This window comes from Iodidimonas gelatinilytica, from assembly GCF_008579125.1.
In the GTDB taxonomy this organism is placed as follows: domain Bacteria; phylum Pseudomonadota; class Alphaproteobacteria; order Sphingomonadales; family Rhodothalassiaceae; genus Iodidimonas; species Iodidimonas muriae.
Window position 1 is genome coordinate 48,067 of record NZ_BKCL01000004.1, and the last position, 18,110, is coordinate 66,176.

15 protein-coding genes, 1 tRNA gene and 1 pseudogene are annotated in these 18,110 nt (G+C 54.0%); 7 read left to right on the plus strand and 10 right to left on the minus strand.

The features are described from left to right. Nucleotides 1–39 precede the first annotated feature (39 nt). From JCM17844_RS14675 to JCM17844_RS06655, 5 genes are all read right to left on the minus strand, one after another. A complete protein-coding gene (locus JCM17844_RS14675; protein ID WP_210431516.1) occupies nt 40–330 on the minus strand; it encodes a universal stress protein in 291 nt (96 codons plus the stop codon). Next, on the minus strand, nt 324–905 hold the full coding sequence (locus tag JCM17844_RS06640; RefSeq protein ID WP_210431517.1) for a universal stress protein: 582 nt from the start codon (nt 903–905) through the stop codon (nt 324–326). The genes JCM17844_RS14675 and JCM17844_RS06640 overlap by 7 nt, the downstream gene beginning before the upstream one ends. Before the next feature lie 27 nt (nt 906–932). Beyond that, nucleotides 933–2,411, minus strand: coding sequence for a SulP family inorganic anion transporter (locus JCM17844_RS06645; RefSeq protein WP_150000239.1), 1,479 nt, complete (start codon nt 2,409–2,411; stop codon nt 933–935). Between the two features lie 199 nt (nt 2,412–2,610). Next, nucleotides 2,611–4,107, minus strand: coding sequence for a glycerol-3-phosphate dehydrogenase (gene glpD, locus JCM17844_RS06650; RefSeq protein WP_150000240.1), 1,497 nt, complete (start codon nt 4,105–4,107; stop codon nt 2,611–2,613). A 37-nt stretch (nt 4,108–4,144) separates the two neighbouring features. Further along, complete coding sequence (locus JCM17844_RS06655) at nt 4,145–5,146, minus strand: YeiH family protein (protein ID WP_210431518.1); 1,002 nt, start codon at nt 5,144–5,146, stop codon at nt 4,145–4,147. A gap of 275 nt (nt 5,147–5,421) precedes the next feature. On the opposite strand from JCM17844_RS06655, the gene JCM17844_RS06660 reads away from it, so the two are divergent. The 5 genes and pseudogenes from JCM17844_RS06660 (at nt 5,422) to JCM17844_RS06680 (ending at nt 13,638) form a co-directional block, all read left to right on the plus strand. Beyond that, nucleotides 5,422–7,293 (plus strand): DUF294 nucleotidyltransferase-like domain-containing protein, encoded by a 1,872-nt coding sequence (locus tag JCM17844_RS06660; RefSeq protein WP_210431519.1) that lies wholly within the window; start codon nt 5,422–5,424, stop codon nt 7,291–7,293. After that, nucleotides 7,290–7,982, plus strand: a complete 693-nt coding sequence (locus JCM17844_RS06665; protein ID WP_150000242.1) for an exonuclease domain-containing protein — start codon at nt 7,290–7,292, stop codon at nt 7,980–7,982. Before JCM17844_RS06660 ends, JCM17844_RS06665 begins: the two co-directional genes overlap by 4 nt. Before the next feature lie 120 nt (nt 7,983–8,102). After that, nucleotides 8,103–8,414: a DUF4212 domain-containing protein gene (locus JCM17844_RS06670; RefSeq protein ID WP_210431520.1), complete on the plus strand. Its 312-nt coding sequence runs from the start codon at nt 8,103–8,105 to the stop codon at nt 8,412–8,414. Nucleotides 8,415–8,425: 11 nt separating this feature from the next. Further along, nucleotides 8,426–10,200, plus strand: a pseudogene (locus JCM17844_RS06675) (sodium:solute symporter family protein). 78 nt (nt 10,201–10,278) lie between these two features. Then, nucleotides 10,279–13,638 (plus strand): PAS domain-containing hybrid sensor histidine kinase/response regulator, encoded by a 3,360-nt coding sequence (locus JCM17844_RS06680; protein WP_150000243.1) that lies wholly within the window; start codon nt 10,279–10,281, stop codon nt 13,636–13,638. A 2-nt stretch (nt 13,639–13,640) separates the two neighbouring features. On the opposite strand, the gene JCM17844_RS06685 is transcribed toward JCM17844_RS06680, so the two are convergent. Beyond that, nucleotides 13,641–14,279, minus strand: a complete 639-nt coding sequence (locus JCM17844_RS06685; RefSeq protein WP_150000244.1) for a LuxR C-terminal-related transcriptional regulator — start codon at nt 14,277–14,279, stop codon at nt 13,641–13,643. Nucleotides 14,280–14,581: 302 nt separating this feature from the next. On the opposite strand from JCM17844_RS06685, the gene JCM17844_RS06690 reads away from it, so the two are divergent. Together JCM17844_RS06690 and JCM17844_RS14685 are read left to right on the plus strand one after the other, a co-directional pair. Continuing rightward, nucleotides 14,582–15,787, plus strand: coding sequence for a DcaP family trimeric outer membrane transporter (locus JCM17844_RS06690; RefSeq protein WP_210431523.1), 1,206 nt, complete (start codon nt 14,582–14,584; stop codon nt 15,785–15,787). 17 nt (nt 15,788–15,804) lie between these two features. Continuing rightward, on the plus strand, nt 15,805–15,963 hold the full coding sequence (locus JCM17844_RS14685) for a hypothetical protein (RefSeq protein WP_210431524.1): 159 nt from the start codon (nt 15,805–15,807) through the stop codon (nt 15,961–15,963). A 201-nt stretch (nt 15,964–16,164) separates the two neighbouring features. Here JCM17844_RS14685 and JCM17844_RS06695 read toward each other — a convergent pair. The 4 genes from JCM17844_RS06695 to JCM17844_RS06710 form a co-directional block, all read right to left on the minus strand. Then, nucleotides 16,165–16,255 (minus strand) — tRNA-Ser (locus tag JCM17844_RS06695). Between the two features lie 91 nt (nt 16,256–16,346). Next, nucleotides 16,347–16,625: an SEL1-like repeat protein gene (locus tag JCM17844_RS06700; RefSeq protein WP_210431525.1), complete on the minus strand. Its 279-nt coding sequence runs from the start codon at nt 16,623–16,625 to the stop codon at nt 16,347–16,349. Nucleotides 16,626–16,819: 194 nt separating this feature from the next. After that, the gene (locus tag JCM17844_RS06705) at nt 16,820–17,077 is read right to left on the minus strand and encodes an ATP-binding protein (protein WP_371864744.1); all 258 of its coding nucleotides are present in this window, start codon (nt 17,075–17,077) and stop codon (nt 16,820–16,822) included. Further along, complete coding sequence (locus JCM17844_RS06710) at nt 17,038–18,000, minus strand: histidine kinase dimerization/phospho-acceptor domain-containing protein (protein ID WP_210431526.1); 963 nt, start codon at nt 17,998–18,000, stop codon at nt 17,038–17,040. The genes JCM17844_RS06705 and JCM17844_RS06710 overlap by 40 nt, the downstream gene beginning before the upstream one ends. Between the last annotated feature and the right edge of the window lie 110 nt (nt 18,001–18,110).

Consider the following 18,110-nt stretch of genomic DNA (forward strand, 5'->3'; position numbering starts at 1 on the left):
TCGTCTTGTTTTTAGGGGACAATCGAAGGGCGCGTTCCCTTAGCGGAACATCAAAAGCGGTACCAGGCAGGTGCGGATCAATGCTGTGGTGGTCGAGCCGACGATCAATTGACGCACGCGGGAGTGGCCATAAGCCCCCACCACCAGAAGATCGATGCCATCCTGAGCCACAGTTCTGGAAATCACCGTTTCCGCATCACCCGGTTCAAGACTGGCCGTCACATTCACTTCGGCGGCCTTCAGCTTTTCCTGTGCGGCGTGCAAAGAAGACCGGTGCGCATCCGTATTGGCGCCCACCATCAAAAGATGCACAGACAATCCCTTCAGCAAGGGTTTTTCAATGGCATGGCTGATGGCTTTTTCGGCGCTGGGGCTGCATCATAGGCAATCAGCGCCCGCTTGATGGGCTTGAAAGCGCGCGAGGCCACCAGAACCGGACGGGCGCTGGCGCGAATGACCCGTTCCAGCTTCCCTCCCAGATGAAGATGATCGAAATCGGCAGAATGGCCGCGCTTGCCGATCACAATCAACCGCGTATGCGCCTCCAGATCGTGCAGGGCTTCCACCAAGGTGCCATGGCGCAGGGTTCTTTGAACATCCGCCACACCCTTGTCACGCAAGTACTGAACCGCATGATCGAGAATGGCCCGGCCCTGAATTTGCGCCACTTTTGCCTGTGCCGCATCCAGATCCGCCAGATGGGTGAGCAGGTCTTCACGCTCGTCCACCCGCATGGCACCACTGAAATCCACGCTGCCCGATGCCGGACGCTTTTGATCCAGAACATGGAGCGCCTCGACACCCGCCTCGATCCGCCTTGATGCCCATGCGGCATGATCATAAACGCTGGTGGCATAGCCTGATCCGTCGGTGCAGGCGATGATATGAGGGGTCTGGGTTGTCATAGGATGGATCTCACCGGCTTATGGGCTTCAATGGGCAGAAAGGTCGTCGGCGGCACCGGGCTTATCATGCAGCGCCAAACTATCCACCAGCGTTGTGCTGGCCTCATTCAGTCCGACAACCGACACATCGGTGCCTTCACGGCGGAATTTCAAGACCACCTTATCAAGCGCGGCGACGCCGCTCAAATCCCACATATGGGCACCGGTCAGATCAATGGTCACCCGTTCCAGCACTTCGGTAAAATCGAAAGCGGCCTGAAAGCTGTGGGCAGAAGCGAAAAACACCTGCCCTGTCACCTTATAGTGGCGATGGCGGCCACCGGTATCCAATGTTGAAGTGACATGAAACAGGCGCGACACCTTGCGGGCGAAAAACAGCGCCGACATCAAGACCCCGGCCAAAACACCCTTTGCCAGATCATGGGTCGCCACCACAACCGCAACCGTTGTCAACATCACAAGGCTGGAGCTTTTGGGATGCACCCGCAAATTCCGGAATGACGACCAGGAAAAGGTGCCGATAGAAACCATGATCATCACCGCAACCAAGGCCGCCATGGGAATACGGCGTACCCAATCCCCCAAAAGCAGGATCAAAATCAGCAAGAACACGCCGGCCACAAGCGTAGAAAGACGCCCGCGCCCACCGGATTTCACATTGATCACCGATTGGCCGATCATCGCACAGCCTGCCATGCCGCCAAAAAATCCGGAAACGATATTGGCAATGCCCTGCCCCGCCGCTTCACGGTTTTTATCGCTGCCGGTGTCGGTGAATTCATCCACAATGCTGGCGGTCATCAAGGATTCCAGCAAGCCCACCACCGCCAATGTCAGCGATACGGGAAAAATGATCTGCAGGGTTTCCCAATTAAGCGGAATATCGGGCAGCAAAAAGACCGGCAAGCTATCGGGCAATTCCCCCATATCGCCCACTGTGCGCACATCAAGGCCCATCACCGCCACAAAACCGGTGATGACGATGATACACACCAAGGGCGATGGCACGGCCCGCGTCAGATAAGGAAACAGATAGATAATGCCCAAGCCGGCAGCCAATAAAATATAGGTCATGGGCGGCACGTCGATCAGCTCGGGCAATTGCGCCATGAAAATCAGAATGGCCAGCGCATTCACAAAGCCCGTCATCACCGAACGGGAGACGAATTTCATATAACCGCCCAGCTTCAAGGCACCGAAAACAATCTGGATAACGCCCGTCAGAATCGTTGCCGCCAGCAGATATTGCAGCCCGTGATCCGCCACCAGATCCACCATCACCAAAGCCATGGCCCCGGTGGCGGCAGAGATCATCCCCGGACGCCCGCCGGCAAAGGCGATCACAACGGCGATACAGAAAGAGGCATAAAGCCCCACCTTCGGATCCACACCGGCAATGATGGAAAAGGCAATGGCTTCAGGAATCAGGGCCAAAGCCACCACCAGCCCGGCAAGACTATCTGCGCGAATATTATCGAACCAATCTGCCTTCAGGCGATCCAGCATAAGCGTCTCTTATTCCATCTGATGATCTGTTCATGCGCGCTTTATGAAAAAAGCACCCCGAAAGGGGTGCGTCATATGGGCGGCATGTTAAAGATATTGCACTGCAACATAACCCGTGCAGCCCGCTTCCCTAGGCGCTTGTGGGCAAAAACGCAAGGGCGAATTTCTCATCTACCAAGGACCGCCCCCCAAGACCGCGTCACATGGCCGCTTGGCTGGCCAGCCATTGCGCAAGCCCTGCTTTTTCCGCATCACTCATAAACAGGCCCCGCTTGGTTCTGCGCCATAAGATGTCTTCTGCCGTAACGGCCCATTCCTCTGATCGCAGATAAGCGACTTCCGCCTCATAAAGTCCGGCACCAAAATCGCGGCCCATGTCAGACAAGGCAGATTTATCGCCCAGAAACCGCCAGACAAGAGTGCCATAACTGCGCACATAGCGCTGCGCGACATCCGAAGGCAGCCACGGACAGCGCTCTTCGATCTCGGCACGCAATATGGCCTGTGTTTCAAAATCCCCACCGGGTAGCAAAGCAGTAGCGGTGGAAGACTCTGGCAAATCGGGAAACAGCGCCTCCAGCATATCCACTGCCGTTCTGGATAATTCGCGGTAGGTGGTGATCTTGCCGCCAAACACCGACAATAAGGCCGGCGCCCCATCGTCATGTTCAAAAGCCAGATAATATTCCCGCGTCACCGCCGATGGATTGTCGCTCTCATCATCCAGCAAGGGCCGCACGCCGCTATAGCTCCACACGATATCGGAAACCGCCACTTGCTTTTTAAAATAGCGGTTGACCACCCCGATCAGATAGCTCCGTTCCGTATCGTCGATGGCGGCGTCTTCCGGGCAGCAAAAGATTTCCTGATCGGTGGTTCCAATCAAGGTGAACATCCCTTCATAGGGGATGGCGAAGATCACCCGTCCATCATCATTTTGCAGGATATAGCATTGCGTCCCCTCAAACAGGCGCGGCACCACAATATGGCTGCCCTTCACCAGACGGATATGTTTGGGCGGTGTTTGGTGCAAACTGTCTTCGATAAAACTTTGCACCCAAGGACCGGCGGCATTGACCATAGCCCGTGCCTGAATCTCGGTTTTGGTGTCATGCGCCTGATCATGCAGCACCGCTTGCCACAGATCGCCTTGCCGCACGGCCCGCACACAACGGGTCCGGGTCAGGATGGTGGCCCCGTGTTCACGGGCCGCCATCGCATTCAGCACCACAAGCCGTGCATCATCCACCCAGCAATCAGAATATTCAAAGCCCTTTTTGATCTCTGGCTTCAAGGGGCTATCAGGCCCGAAGCGCAGCCCTTTCGAACCGGGAAGTGTCGCCCGCCGCGCCAGATGGTCATAAAGAAACAAGCCGATACGGATCATCCATGCCGGACGCAAAGACGGCAGATGTGGCAAGCGAAAGCGCATGGGCCAGATGATATGCGGGGCAGCCTTCAAAAGCACTTCGCGCTCGCGCAGGGATTTGGCCACAAGCCCGAAATCATAGTGCTCCAGATAGCGGATGCCGCCATGGATCATCTTGGAACTGGAAGATGATGTGGCACTGGCCAGGTCGTCTTGCTCGCACAACAGCACCGACAGCCCCCGCCGGGCAGCATCGGCAGCGATGCCCGCGCCATTGACACCGCCCCCCACCACAAGAAGGTCAACAGTCTCCATGGATTTGTTCATCCTTCTCCGCCCTTCATTCAGCCGCTTGGAAACAATTCTAGATCCAGATAACGGCTCCGATGGCACATCCCATAAGGAACACCGTTTCCCCCACCACCAACGCAAGATGGCGCGCGCCCAATGCTGTCATGGCCTTGATCGAGGTTTTCACCCCAAGTGCTGCGATAGCGGCCACAAGCAGCCAACGCGATGCTTCTGTCATGGTTTCGGCCAGAACAACGGGCACGAATCCAAGGCTGTTCAAGGCTAAGATCACGCCAAAGGCAATGGCGAACCCCGGGATAGCCATGCGTCCCCTGCGGCCGGTACCTTGATTGCGATAGGCAAAGGCAATGGCCAGAACCACAATCGGCAACAGACTGACACGCAACATCTTCACATAGGTTGCCACATCGCCGGCTTCTTCGGAAACCGCATAGCCCGCCCCCACCACTTGGGCCACATCATGGATGGTCGCCCCCAGCAAAATCCCCATATCGGTATCCGACAGCCCCAATGCTGCAAACAGGATCGGATAAACGATCATCGCCGTGGTCGAGAGCGTGGTCACTGCAATCACTGTAAACAGTGTGTCTTGCTCGCTGTCTTTTGGGGGCAACACGGCGGCAATGGCCAAGGCTGCAGACGCCCCGCAAATCGCCACCGCCCCACCGGTGAGAATACCCAAGCGCAGGCTGCGCCCCATCAGCCGTGAAAACACCAGGCCAAAAAGAATGGTGCCAAGCACCAGAACCGGCACGGTGATCACCGGAGCAATGCCAAGGCTGGTGATCTGCCCCGCCGTTACCCGTGCGCCCAAAAGCGCCACACCGATACGCAACAGCCGTTTGGCCGTAAAATCAATTCCGGCAACGCATTTTCCATCTTCTGCCAGAAAGTGGAAGGCCATGCCCAACAACAAGGCAAACAGCATCACCGGCGCGCCATAATGCTCGGATAAAAAGGTCGCCGCCGCCGCAATGGTGAAACACAGAGCCAAACCGGGCAGAAACAGTTTAAAGCGATCCACGCCCCCGCCCATCGCGCCCGCCGGTTTCATCCATTCACCCCTTCCGGTTGTTTTCTGGGATGGCCATGTCCTCTTGCCCCCAACAGCCCCACAGACTGACGATAAAATCGTTTTTTCTCAAGGCCAAAGCTGCCCCGCATACTCCCGTTATAAATATGGGGTCCCCTCAAAGCAGGTCCACCAGAATAGCGTGATGTCTGTTCGGGGCACAAACGCGCATGGGCTTTTGATTTTTTTTGATGTTTGGCCATAGCTTTGGCCAAGGGCTTCTCTTTACTATACACTGTCGCCCCAGGGAGGCTTCCGTGGAAATTGATGAAGTCATTTCTTTTCTAAAACGACATGCACCATTTGATGCCCAGTCGGCGGATAGAATTGCCTCCCTCGCCCGCAAAATCGAGGTGCGCTATTTCCCGCGCGGAACGGTGATTATTGATGCCGGAAAAGAAAACCGGGCATTGAGTATCGTGCGGTCTGGCGCGGTCGAGCTGCGATTGGGTGGGACGGAACTCAATCACCGGCTGGGTGAAGGCGGCATCTTTGGGTATCCATCGCTGCTGCACCATGAACTCACCCGCAATAAGGTGGTCGCGCTGGAAGATTGCCTGATCTATCAGCTTCCCAAAGAAGATTTCCTGAAATGGCTGAAACATCATGAGGCATTGAAGGTATTTTTTGCCAAGAATGAAGCCGAACGGCTGCACCGGGCGGTGGAAGGTCTGCGCCGGACTGAAAATGGCTATGGCGATGCGGGGATGATTTCGGTGAAGCTTGAAACCCTGCTGCGCCGCAAGGACGTGGTGACCGCAAGCCCGAACGACACCATCCGTGATGCGGCAAAGCGGATGGCGCAAGCGGATGTTTCCACTTTGCCGATAACCCATCAGGGCAAGCTGGTGGGGATAATGACAGACAAGGATCTGCGCCGTCGGGTCTTGGGTCAGGAAATTCCTCTGGACGAGCCGGTGTCCAGCGTGATGACACCCGATCCGATCACGATGACATTGGACGATGACTTGCTGTCTGCGATGCTCGTTATGTCCCAGAAAAATATCCACCATTTTCCTATTGTCGACAGTACAAACCAGATTGTCGGCGTCGTCAGTTCCAGCGATTTGCTCAATCGCTTTGGCATGAATGCCCTGCAGGTGGTGGCAGAGATCAAGGCAGCCCCCGATGCCGCCACGGTCGCCATGGCGGCGCAGCGTGTAGGGGCGGTTTTGGCCAATTTGATCGAATCCGGCGTTGATGCCGATCATATCGCGCGGTTTGTTTCCAATATCGGAGAGACAACCCATCGCCAATTACTCATATTGGCGGAAGAACAATTGGGGCCGCCGCCGGTTCCTTATGCTCTTGTTGTTTTCGGATCGCTTGCCCGCCAAGAACAAGCGGGCGGATCAGATCAGGACAACGGCTTTGTTCTTGATGACCGCTATAACCCCGCCAAGCACGCGCCCTATTTCGAGCAGCTTGCGACCCTCTTGTGCGATGGCCTGAACAGTGCGGGCTATATCTATTGCCCCGGCGATATTATGGCGACCAACGAGAAATGGCGGCAACCGCTGGCCGTCTGGAAAGACCGTTATCGCAACTGGATCGAAAAACCCGATCCCGAAAATGTCCTCAACACCACGATTTTCTTCGATATGCGCTGTGTGGCCGGTGAAGAAGGGCTTGTGGATACCCTCCGTGCCCGGATTTTTGAATGGAGCCGCGCAAACAGGATTTTTCTGTCTTTCATCGCGCGGGCCGCATCGAACACAAAAGTTCCCTTGGGATTCTTCCGCAATTTCCTTTTGCAACATGATGAAAAAGAAGGCCATGTACTTGACCTGAAGCATCAGGCCATCGCACCGGTGGTGGACATTGCCCGCGTTTATGCGCTCGCGCTTGGACTGGCAAATGTGAACAGCAAAGAACGTCTGAAAATGGCGGTCGAGCGGGGAAGTCTGGGTCAGGAAGAAGCCTCCAATCTCATTGATTGCTTTGAATTCATCCACAGCGTCCGCTTCCGGCACCAATCCAATCAGATCAAACGCGGCGAGCCCCTCACAAACAACCTTTCCCCCACGTCACTGTCCCGGTTCGAGCGGGAGCATCTGAAAGATGCATTCCACATAATCCGTAATCATATGGACAGAATCAGTCGCACTTATGCGGGTGGAATCCAGTGAAGCTGGATTGGCAGAACTGGTTTTATAAAAAGCGTTTTGCGCAGCATTGGGAGCGCGCAAAAAAGGCGGCAAAATCCACGCCCATGGAACATTATTATGATGCCCTGTTGCCAGAGGACATGTTGCTTGATGACACGCCACTGGTGGCGCTTGATTTTGAAAGTGACGGGCTGAAAAAAGACGCCCAGTTGCTGGAGGCTGGCTGGGTACGCATCATTGATCGGGCGGTAAAGCTGAAAACGGCGCAACAGCTTCGCATTCAGGCAGGAAGCCGGCTACAGGAAGCCGCTGTCATCATTCACCGCATTACCGACGATGCCGCAGCAGAAGGACAACAGGAAGCAGATGTTCTGGCCTTGCTGCTGGAAACGCTAAAAGGATCTGCGATCGTTGCTCATGGGGCGGCGGTCGAGCATGCATTTTTAAATACCGCCTGTTTGCGCAATTTTGGCGTTCCCTTTGTCGGGCGGTTTATTTGCACCATGCACCTTGAGAAACGGTGGGTCCCGAAACAGCGGACAGCCGATGGTCTGCGTCTGGGCAAATTGCGCGCGCAATATGGCCTCCCTTCATACCGCGCCCATGATGGTCTGACCGATGCCATTGCTTGTGGTGAATTGTTTCTTGCCCAATGCGCGCGCCGCAAAGTTGAAAATCTGTTGCTCAAAGACGTTCTTATGAAGGGCTAAAGCCTTCTTCACGCGCATATTAGACGAAAGTCGCTCTATGAAATTTCTCTATCCTCTTTAGCCTCATAGGAGACTGGCCAGAACCCGGCCATGATGTGAAGCAAGATAGGGGAGGATAGCATGACGGACAATGACACACCCATGCCGGAGCCGAATGGTCATTCGGACTCGGGCAATGAAACCAATGCAAATGAAAAGGCCTATTGGTCGGAAAATATCAGGCTGCTGTGGACACTCATGGCGGTCTGGTTCGTCGTGTCATTCGGTGCTGGAATCTTGTTCCGCAGCTTTCTCGATCAGTTCTCGCTTGGCGGTTACCCTCTGGGCTTCTGGTTTGCCCAACAGGGATCCATCTACGTCTTCGTCCTTCTCATTTTCTACTACACTTGGAAAATGAAGAGGATCGAACGCAAATATGATCTCGATGATTGAGGGACGCTGACATGAGCACACAAACATTAATCTATCTTTTCGTCGGCCTCTCTTTCTCCCTCTATATCGGCATTGCGATATGGACGCGGGCCGGATCAACCAAAGAATTTTATATTGCTGGCGGCGGGGTGCACCCGATCTTTAATGGTATGGCAACGGCGGCTGACTGGATGTCGGCGGCCAGCTTTATCTCGATGGCGGGGATCATCGCCTTCGCCGGTTTTGATGGCTCGGTCTATTTGATGGGCTGGACCGGTGGCTATGTGGTGTTGGCGCTCTTGCTTGCGCCCTATCTGCGCAAATTCGGGCAATTTACGGTGCCCGATTTTATCGGCACACGCTATTATTCAAAAACAGCACGTGTGGTTGCGGTTATCTGCCTGATCTTTATCAGTTTCACCTATATCGCAGGGCAGATGCGCGGCGTCGGGATCGTCTTTTCCCGCTTTCTCGATGTACCGATTACCCTTGGCGTGATTATCGGAATGGGTATTGTCTTCTTTTACGCTGTGCTCGGCGGGATGAAGGGCGTCACCTATACGCAGGTTGCACAATATTGCGTGCTTATCTTTGCCTATATGGTGCCCGCATTTTTCATCAGCTTTCTGATTACCGGCAATCCGATCCCCCAATTGGGGCTGGGATCGACGGTCAATGACGGCTCGGGATTATACGTGCTGCAAAAACTTGATCTGGTGCTCCAGGATATGGGCTTTGGCGCCTATACCGACGGCTCCAAATCAATGATCGACGTGTTCTGTATCACCGCCGCGTTGATGGTCGGCACCGCTGGATTGCCGCATGTGATCGTACGGTTTTTCACTGTGCCCAAGGCATCCGATGCCCGCAAATCGGCAGGTTGGGCCCTGATCTTCATTGCGCTGCTTTATACCACGGCCCCTGCGATTGGCGCATTTGCGCGGATCAATTTCATCGAAACGGTTGATCAGACCGATTATGCAGAAGCGCCGGAATGGTTCAAAAACTGGGAAACCAATGACCTGATTGCCTGGGTCGATAAAAATGACGATGGCAAGATGAAATATCGTTCCGGTGATGCCTTTACCGGCAGCCCCGACTTTACCGGTGAAACCGGCAAAAGCGGAGAACGCTTGATTGCCAACGAGATCAATGCAGCAAGCGAGAATGAGGTCTATGTCGATAAGGACATCATGGTGCTCGCCAATCCGGAAATTGCGAATCTTCCGGTTGGGTGATCGCTTTGGTGGCAGCCGGTGGCCTGGCCGCAGCGCTATCGACAGCAGCAGGTTTGTTGTTGGTGATTTCATCCTCGATCAGCCATGATTTGCTCAAGCAAACCTTCCGTCCGAAAATTACGGAAAAAGGCGAGTTGATGGCAGCGCGTATTGCGGCAACGGCAGCAATCGTCGTGGCGGGGTATCTCGGCATCTATCCTCCGGGCTGGGTGGCTCAGGTGGTGGCCTTTGCCTTTGGTCTGGCGGCTGCATCGCTCTTCCCGGCCATCTTCATGGGGATCTTTTGGAAATCCATGAACAAGGAAGGCGCGATTGCCGGCATGATCAGCGGGCTGGTGTTTAGCTTCTCCTACATCGCCTATTTCAAGCTGATCTCTCCGGAAACCAATATTGCCGCCAATTGGCTGTTTGGTATCTCTCCGGAGGGCATTGGGGTCATTGGGATGATCATCAATTTCGCTGTCGCAATTGGTGTATCGAAAATGACAGCCTCACCGCCACTGGAAGTGCTCAAGATGATCGACTCGATCCGCGTACCACGCGGTGCCGGAGATGCGTCTGTGCACTAGAGCTCTAACATCTCGGGAAAAAGGGCAGCGCTTGGCGTTGCCCTTTTTTTTTGCTTAAAAAGAAGTGGGGAGAATAAAATGATCTTGTGGATCGCGCTAACCACTTCGGTGCTCTATGCTGCCGGCCTCTTCTGGCTCGCGCTAAAGGGAGATAGTGGGCGCTTTCCTTTGGGTCCGCGTGCACAATCGTGCATTTACGGGCTTTCTCTCGGTGTTTATTGCACCAGTTGGACATTCTACAGCGCCGTGGGGACGGCCGTGTCCAATGGTTGGCATTTTCTGCCAATCTATCTGGGGCCGATCTTATTGTTCACCATCGGCTATGGTCTGGTTTCACGCATCTTGCAGTTGGGCAAAGCGCAACACACCACCTCGATCGCCGATTTTCTATCAACCCGATACGGCAAGAGCGGGTCTGTGGCCGCTCTGATTACGATCATCGCCACTATCGGAATTTTGCCCTATGTCGCCCTGCAATTAAAATCCGTCGGTCAGACCTTGTCGGCGCTCTCACCAAATATTGGCGGCGTGATTAATTCCGAAGGTGTGGTGTTGGGCGTGGCCGTCGTCATGGCCATGTTCGCCATATTATTCGGTGCCCGGCAGGTTGATCTGACCCAACATAACAGGGGATTGGTGCTTACCATTGCGGTCGAGGCCATTGTGAAAATGTTCGCCCTGCTCGCCATCACCTTGTTCGCGGTTCTTATGCTCGCGGGAACAGATGTCACACAAATCAATAATACACGCAGCTTTGGCGAGATTTTCAAAGTGGAGCAGTTTGATGCCCGCTTTGTCGTATTGACGTTCATATCTGCCTGTGCGGCCTTATGTTTGCCGCGACAATTTCATATGACAATCGTCGAGGCACAAAAAGATCACCCTGATCGGCTGATGCGCTTTGTCTTTCCAGCCTATCTTGTTGTCATTGCCCTTGTTGTTTTTCCGATAACCATTGGCGGGACAGCGATATTATCGGCGGGCCAGACAAGCCCCGATATGCTGATGCTTGCCCTTCCGCTAAGCACAGGAGCCGATTGGCTGGCCATACTGGTCTTCATTGGCGGATTTTCGGCGGCCACCGGCATGGTGATTGTGACCACCGTGGCGCTTTCCGGCATGATTGCCAATGACCTGATTATCCCGCTCTTCTATCGTCGCAGGATCAATCACGCCATATTAAGCCAGTCGCTGCTATGGATCCGGCGTCTGACCATCATCGGTGTGCTTTTCTTCGCCTATCTTTATTCCCGCACGATCGACAGCACCACAACACTGGCAGGCGTGGGCATCATCTCTTTTGCTGCCGTGTCGCAATTCGCACCAGCACTTATCGGCGGACTGTTTTGGAAAACGGGCAATCGAAAGGGGGTCAATGCGGGGCTTTTATTGGGGTTTGCTGCCTGGTTGTCCCTATTGATCATACCAACCTATCTGGACACAAATCCGGTTTTCCAGATTGCCGATGATATGCTGGTATCGGCTGTGATTATCAGCCTTTTCCTCAATATCGCCGCATATATCATTGTCTCCATAAACACACAGGCAAATATCATCGACAAGGCACAGTCGGCTGCCTTTGTTAGCATGGAATATCGCACGATTGGCGGCGACCGGGCGCTGAAAAAAATGCGCGTGGCGGATTATCGTCTGCTGTTGCGGCAATTTGTAGGGGACGAGCGCAGTCGCGCCGCGATGAAGCAGCTTGGCACGCAGCTTAATGGCCGCACCTACACCGATTTGGATGTTGCAGATGATGCCCTGATCGAAATGGTTGAACGGCAGCTTTCCGGCGTGCTTGGTGCATCGTCGGCGAGAGCGATTATCGGGTCCACCATGGAGGGTGACCCCATACCATTGGAACAAGTTGTTGCAATGTTTGATGAAACGTCGCAGCGTTTGCAATTCAGTGGAGAATTGTTGCAAACGGCGATCGAGAATATCGATCAGGGCGTTGCCGTTGTCGACAATGATATGCGACTGGTGGCTTGGAACAGCCGCTATGTGGAGATGTTTGATCTGCGCGATAATCTGATCGTTGTCGGGCGCCCCATTGCCGATCTGATCGGCCATAATTTACGCCGCAACGGTTTGGACGAAAATCAAATAGAAGCGGAAGTCTCGAAACGGCTCAATCATATGCGGGCTGGCCGGAAACATGGCCAGGAACGCGAGCAGGCAGATGGCCGGATATTGCGCATATTGGGCAACCCGACCGCGACCGGCGGTTATGTGACCAGCTATACCGATATCACCGCAGACCGGCGCTCCGGGCGGGCATTGGAGGCAAAGGTTGCCGAACGTACCCGACAGCTGACCGAAGTGAATAGTGCGCTGGAAAAGGCAACGCGCTCGAAAACCCGTTTTCTGGCAGCCGCCAGCCATGATCTTGTCCAACCACTGAACGCCGCAAGACTCTTCACATCGGCTCTCCATGAAGAAATCGGGAACAAACTGCCCAAGGCGAAAAAGCTGGCGAACGATATTGACCGGTCCATTGAAATGGCGGATCGCCTGTTGCGCGCCTTGCTTGACATATCCAAGCTGGATGGAGGCGGTCTGCAGCCCGAAATTACCACATTCCCATTAGCCCCCATATTCGATGATCTGCGTTCGGAATTTAGCCGTGCCGCCCAGAAAAAGGGGCTCATTCTGAATGTGCAAATAACGGATATCTGGGTTGAAACGGACCGTAATCTGCTTCTTAGCGTTCTCCAGAATCTGGTTTCCAATGCCGTGCGATATACCGAAGCGGGATCGGTTTCACTTGGGGTGGAAAACGAGTCCGGCAAAGCGCATATTCGGATCGACGACACGGGGCCCGGCATCGATCCCAAGCACCATCGCCGTATTTTTGAAGAATTCCAGCAAGTCGGCGCCCAGACCAAAAGGGAAGGCGCGGGATTGGGTTTGTCCATATCCCAGCGGATTGCACGCTTGCTCGAAACCGAGATTACGGTGGTTTCCGCACTTGGGGAAGGGAGCCGTTTCTCACTCTCCCTCAAACAGGGACAACCAAAAATAGACAACAGAGAAGCCCCCAAAACACGCCAATCACGCACGTCCGATCTGGTGGATAAAACCGTGCTCTATATCGATAACGATCAAAGTGCTTTGGATAGCCTTTCCGCGCTCTTGGAAGGCTGGGGCTGCGATATCCGGACAGCCTTATCGCCCGAGCAAGCCTTCAGCGCTTTTCCAACACCACCTGAATTGGTGATTTTCGATTATCAACTGGATGATGGCTGGACCGGCGATCAGCTTTTTGAAAAACTTTGTAAAAACTGGGGCCGGCACCCGGCCGGTATATTGGTAACCGCAGAGGATACAGGCCGGACAAAAGATGCGGCGATCCGGTTATCCGTGGAGCGTTTGCTCAAGCCCGTGCCGCCTGCAGCCCTTCGTGCATTGGTGAGCCAAACATTCAGAAAAGCCTGACCTCAGACCGATTTAACCTCTGGCATATCAACATCCAGCTGTTTTGCGACTAAAACCGCTTGCGTGCGGCTGATGACATCCAATTTGCGGAAAATAGCGGTGATATGGGCTTTGACGGTCGCCTCGCTAATCTCCATTTGATAGGCAATCTGTTTGTTGAGCATCCCTTGGCTGACCAGATTCAATATGCGCCGTTGAGCCGGTGTCAAACTGGCCAGCTTGTCGAACAATGCCGTATCATCTTCACTTTCGGTAACATCTGTATCAAACCATAGATCGCCATCACGAATTTGGGTAAGGGCTTCGCGCATCACATCCAGATTGACCGATTTTGGAATGAAACCCGATGCGCCAAGGCTTTGACATGCGCGCACGACCCGGCCTTCTTCACTGGCAGAAACAACCACAACAGGAAGCGCGGGAAATTCATGGCGCAAATCAAGCAGCGCAGTAAGCCCATCGCTGTCCTTCATATGCAGATCAAGGAGCAAAAGATCGGCAGGGCCGGCTATGGCGGCGATCGTCGCCTCCGCCACAGTCTCGGCCTCCACAATATCAGCTTGCGGCCAGACTTTCTGCACCGCCTGACATAATGCACCCCTGAAGAGCGGATGGTCATCAGCGATGATGATACGGGCCATAGCTACCTGCTCAACCTTCCTTCGATCAGACTATCAACCACACCGGGACCGGTCACCCTTTTCGGCACCCAGTTTTTAAGAGTACCAGCCATTTTGATAACTTCAGCGAGAAGCTCACTATAGATCAGTGTACGTTCACCCGACTCTGAATCGCCGCCCCATCTCTTTCAAGCTCAAAACCAGTCTATCCAAAAGGCCCATGCGCTTTGAATGCGACATTGGTCGTATAGACCATTGGCTAATTTCCCCGCGCCAGATCGCCTGTCACCCTTGCTGGATATAAGCGAAGGGGAGGATGAGGCATGGCCAAGGCAGCAAGACTTCTAATCAAGGGATTTCTACTATCCGCGACGATGCTGAGCACATCACAAGCACTGGCCCAAGATAGCGATGTCGATGCCCGGCTGGACCGGTTGGAAGCTTTGGTGACCAGTTTGATCAATCGCATGGATGCAAAAGAAGGGGCGCCAGCAGCAAGCGATATCGCCGTTGCACAACAGGCCCAACAAGCCATTTCAGAGACACGCGCCCTCGCCGAAAGAACCGCAGCGGTAGAAACCAAAGTGGCCGAACAATCCGCTGATGATAATAGCTTCGCTGTTGGAAAAACGCGTGTGACTTACGGCGGTTATGTCAAAATAGATGCCATCTCACAACGAAGCAGCGGCGGTCAGGTTGAAACGGGGAGCATCGTGCGGGATTTTTTAATTCCCGGTGCCATCCCTGTTGGCGGAACATCGTCTGGGTTCGATACGGATTTCAGTGCGCGCCAAAGCCGTATCATTCTTGAAACCAAAACCAATGTCGGTAGCGGACATAAGCTGGGCTCGAAAATCGAGATGGATTTCATGGTTACCAGCGGCGGTGATGAGCGGGTTTCCAATAGCTATACACCGCGTTTGCGGCAAGCCTATATCACCTTCGACAATTGGTTATTCGGTCAGGCATGGTCCACCTTTCAAGATGTAGGGGCATTGCCCGAAGCGCTCGACTTTATTGGGCCGACACCCGGCACCATTTTCAACCGCCAACCAATGATCCGGTACACTTATGGCGGCCTTCAGATCGCTGTTGAACAGCCCGAAACGACCGTTACCAGCCCCACGGGTGGCCGCGTTGTGGCAGGGGATGACAGCCTGCCGGATGTGGTTTTGCGCTACAATCTTAAAAGCGATATGGGTCATCTGACAGCCGCCGCCATCGGTCGGGTGCTTCGCGTGAAGCCCGATGATTTTGGCCGGATTTCCGATGATGCCATTGGCTATGGCCTTAGCCTGTCGGGCAAGTTGAATCTGGGTGCCCGTGATGACATCCGCTTCATGGCAACAGCCGGTCAGGGATTGGGGCGCTATATCGGCCTCAATATCGTCAATGATGCCGCTTTGCGCGCCGATGGCAGCTTGATCCGATCGCCACCTACTCCGGCTTCCTTGCCTATCGCCATATGTGGACAGACACTGTACGGTCCACACTTTCCGGCAGCTATTTCAAAGCCGATAACCCCGTAACACTCACGACCGGAAGCGTGACGGATGAAAGCTGGAATATCTTTGGAAATATAATCTATTCGCCTGTCCCGCCGCTGGATCTGGGAATAGAATATATGTACGCCAATCGTGAACTGGAAAATGGCGCGGCCGACAATCTGCAAAAGATTCAGGTATCCGCCAAATATAAATTCTGAATATTGATCAGCCTTGGATTAGCGGGGTCCGTCCAAGGGCTGCCCAAGGCCCTTGGCATATTTTTATGCCGCCGCAACAAGAAAACGTCTTGCAAAAGCCGACATATGAGCTTTGCTGGCGTGAAGCAAAGCACATAGATAGGAAAAATTGCCGCGGGACTATGCCGCACAACCCATAATTTATTGATTTTATTGGGTAACTGGCGGAGAGGAAGGGATTCGAACCCTCGATGAGCTTTTGACCCATACTCCCTTAGCAGGGGAGCGCCTTCGACCACTCGGCCACCTCTCCGCCGCTGGGTCTAATCGCCATGACCATTTCTGTCAACGCCCTAAACAAAACTTCTGTGAATTTTGCCAAAACAGCCCATTGAAACGGGCCCTTAATGGTGGGCCAACCACTCCCGCGCGGCCTTTTGGGCGGCGGCAATCTGGGCCGCGCTCATCTCGCGGGCCAATTCAGCGCGGTCATCTGCAGCCCGGCCAACGCCGTTCATCGCCGCCAGATTGAACCATTTATGCGCCGCCACATAATCCGGCGCCCCGCTGGCTCCGGTGGCATAAGAAAGGCCCAAGGCATAAAGCGCCTGCGCATCCCCGGTTTTCGCCCGCGCCAAATATCTTTTCAGGGCTTTTGAACGATCTTTGTCAAGCTCACCCATTGATCCTCTCCCTATCGGATAGTCCGCGGTGCCGGATGGTCCGCGCGTCCGTGAAACAAGGGTCTCCCCCAATGGCTTGAAAAATGGTTAACACCATCCATACCACACTCTATTTTTGCGGTATAGGACGGGCCGTGCACCGGCATCAAAAAGAGCGACCCACTTTACAAAAAAAGCACTTAACAAGATTCGGCTCAGTCAAAGCCCTTTACCGCCGCGGCATCCAAAGCAACCACCCGTTCGGCAGGCAAAAACACCTCGACACAGGTGCCCTGCCCCAATGTGCTTTTGAGTCGGAACTCGCCCCCATGGGCTTCGGTCAGGGCTTTGCACAGGGGAAGGCCAAGCCCTGTGCCCTCAACCTTCCGCGAGAGATAGCCCTCAACCTGCCCGAACGGTTCCATCACCCGGTTCAAATCGGCCCGGGCAATCCCGACACCGAAATCTTCCACCGCAAAGAAGAAGCGGCCATCCTGCTTACACCCAGACGCACATAAACTTTGGTCGAGCCGCCTGAAAATTTCAGGGCATTGGACACCAGATTAAGCAAAATCTGGCGCAAAAGCTGCCCATCGGCATAGATATCGGGGATATGCCCTTTGGCTTCGATCACAAGAGACACGCCATATCGCTTGGCCGCGTCCTCCATCATCCGCGCCACCACAGCCACCACCTCTTCAGGGTCCACCGTATCTTCCTTGAGGTCCAGCTGCTTTGCCTCCACCTTCGACATATCGAGAATGGCATTGATCACATTCAGCAAATGCTTGCCGCTCTCGTTCACATCATTGATGTAATCGGCATATTGTTTCGGTTCGATACGGCCCAGCGTTTCCGACTGAATGAAATCGGTAAAGCCAATGATAGCATTCAAGGGCGTACGCAATTCATGGCTCATATTGGCCAGAAACATGGATTTTGCCTGATTGGCATTTTCTGCGATGGCCCGTGCGCGCTCCAATTCTTCCGTGCGTTTCTTTGCCCGGTCCAGGCCGACTTTCAGCATGGAAAGCGGCGTTCCAATGCCCAGATAGCGCCCTTCTTTGACAAGAATAAACCCGTCTGTCATGGCAGAAGGATGATGCGTAAGGATAAATTCGCTAAAGTCTTCTATGTCTTCCCGCGCCTCGACGATCAACGGATCAAGGTCCATCAAATGCGAGATAGGCTTGTTTTCAAATAAGGGACGGCCAAAACGGTCCGCCAGTTTCAGGATCAGGGTATGGCGGTTCACCAAGCCTATGGGGATATGATCTTCCACCACGGCAATGGCCAATAAAGCCGGATTGGACGAAAATATTTCATAGACGTCGGCGCACACCACATCCGCTTGCACGGTTGGCGCAGATGTTGCCAATGCCTCAATCCCGTCCATTTTTCTCTGCTCCTTCTTAAGAAAAAAGGACCTCATAAGAAATGACCGCACCCTGACATTATGAGTCCGGCGCGGTCACATCAATATCTCATATGCGATCCATGCAGTGA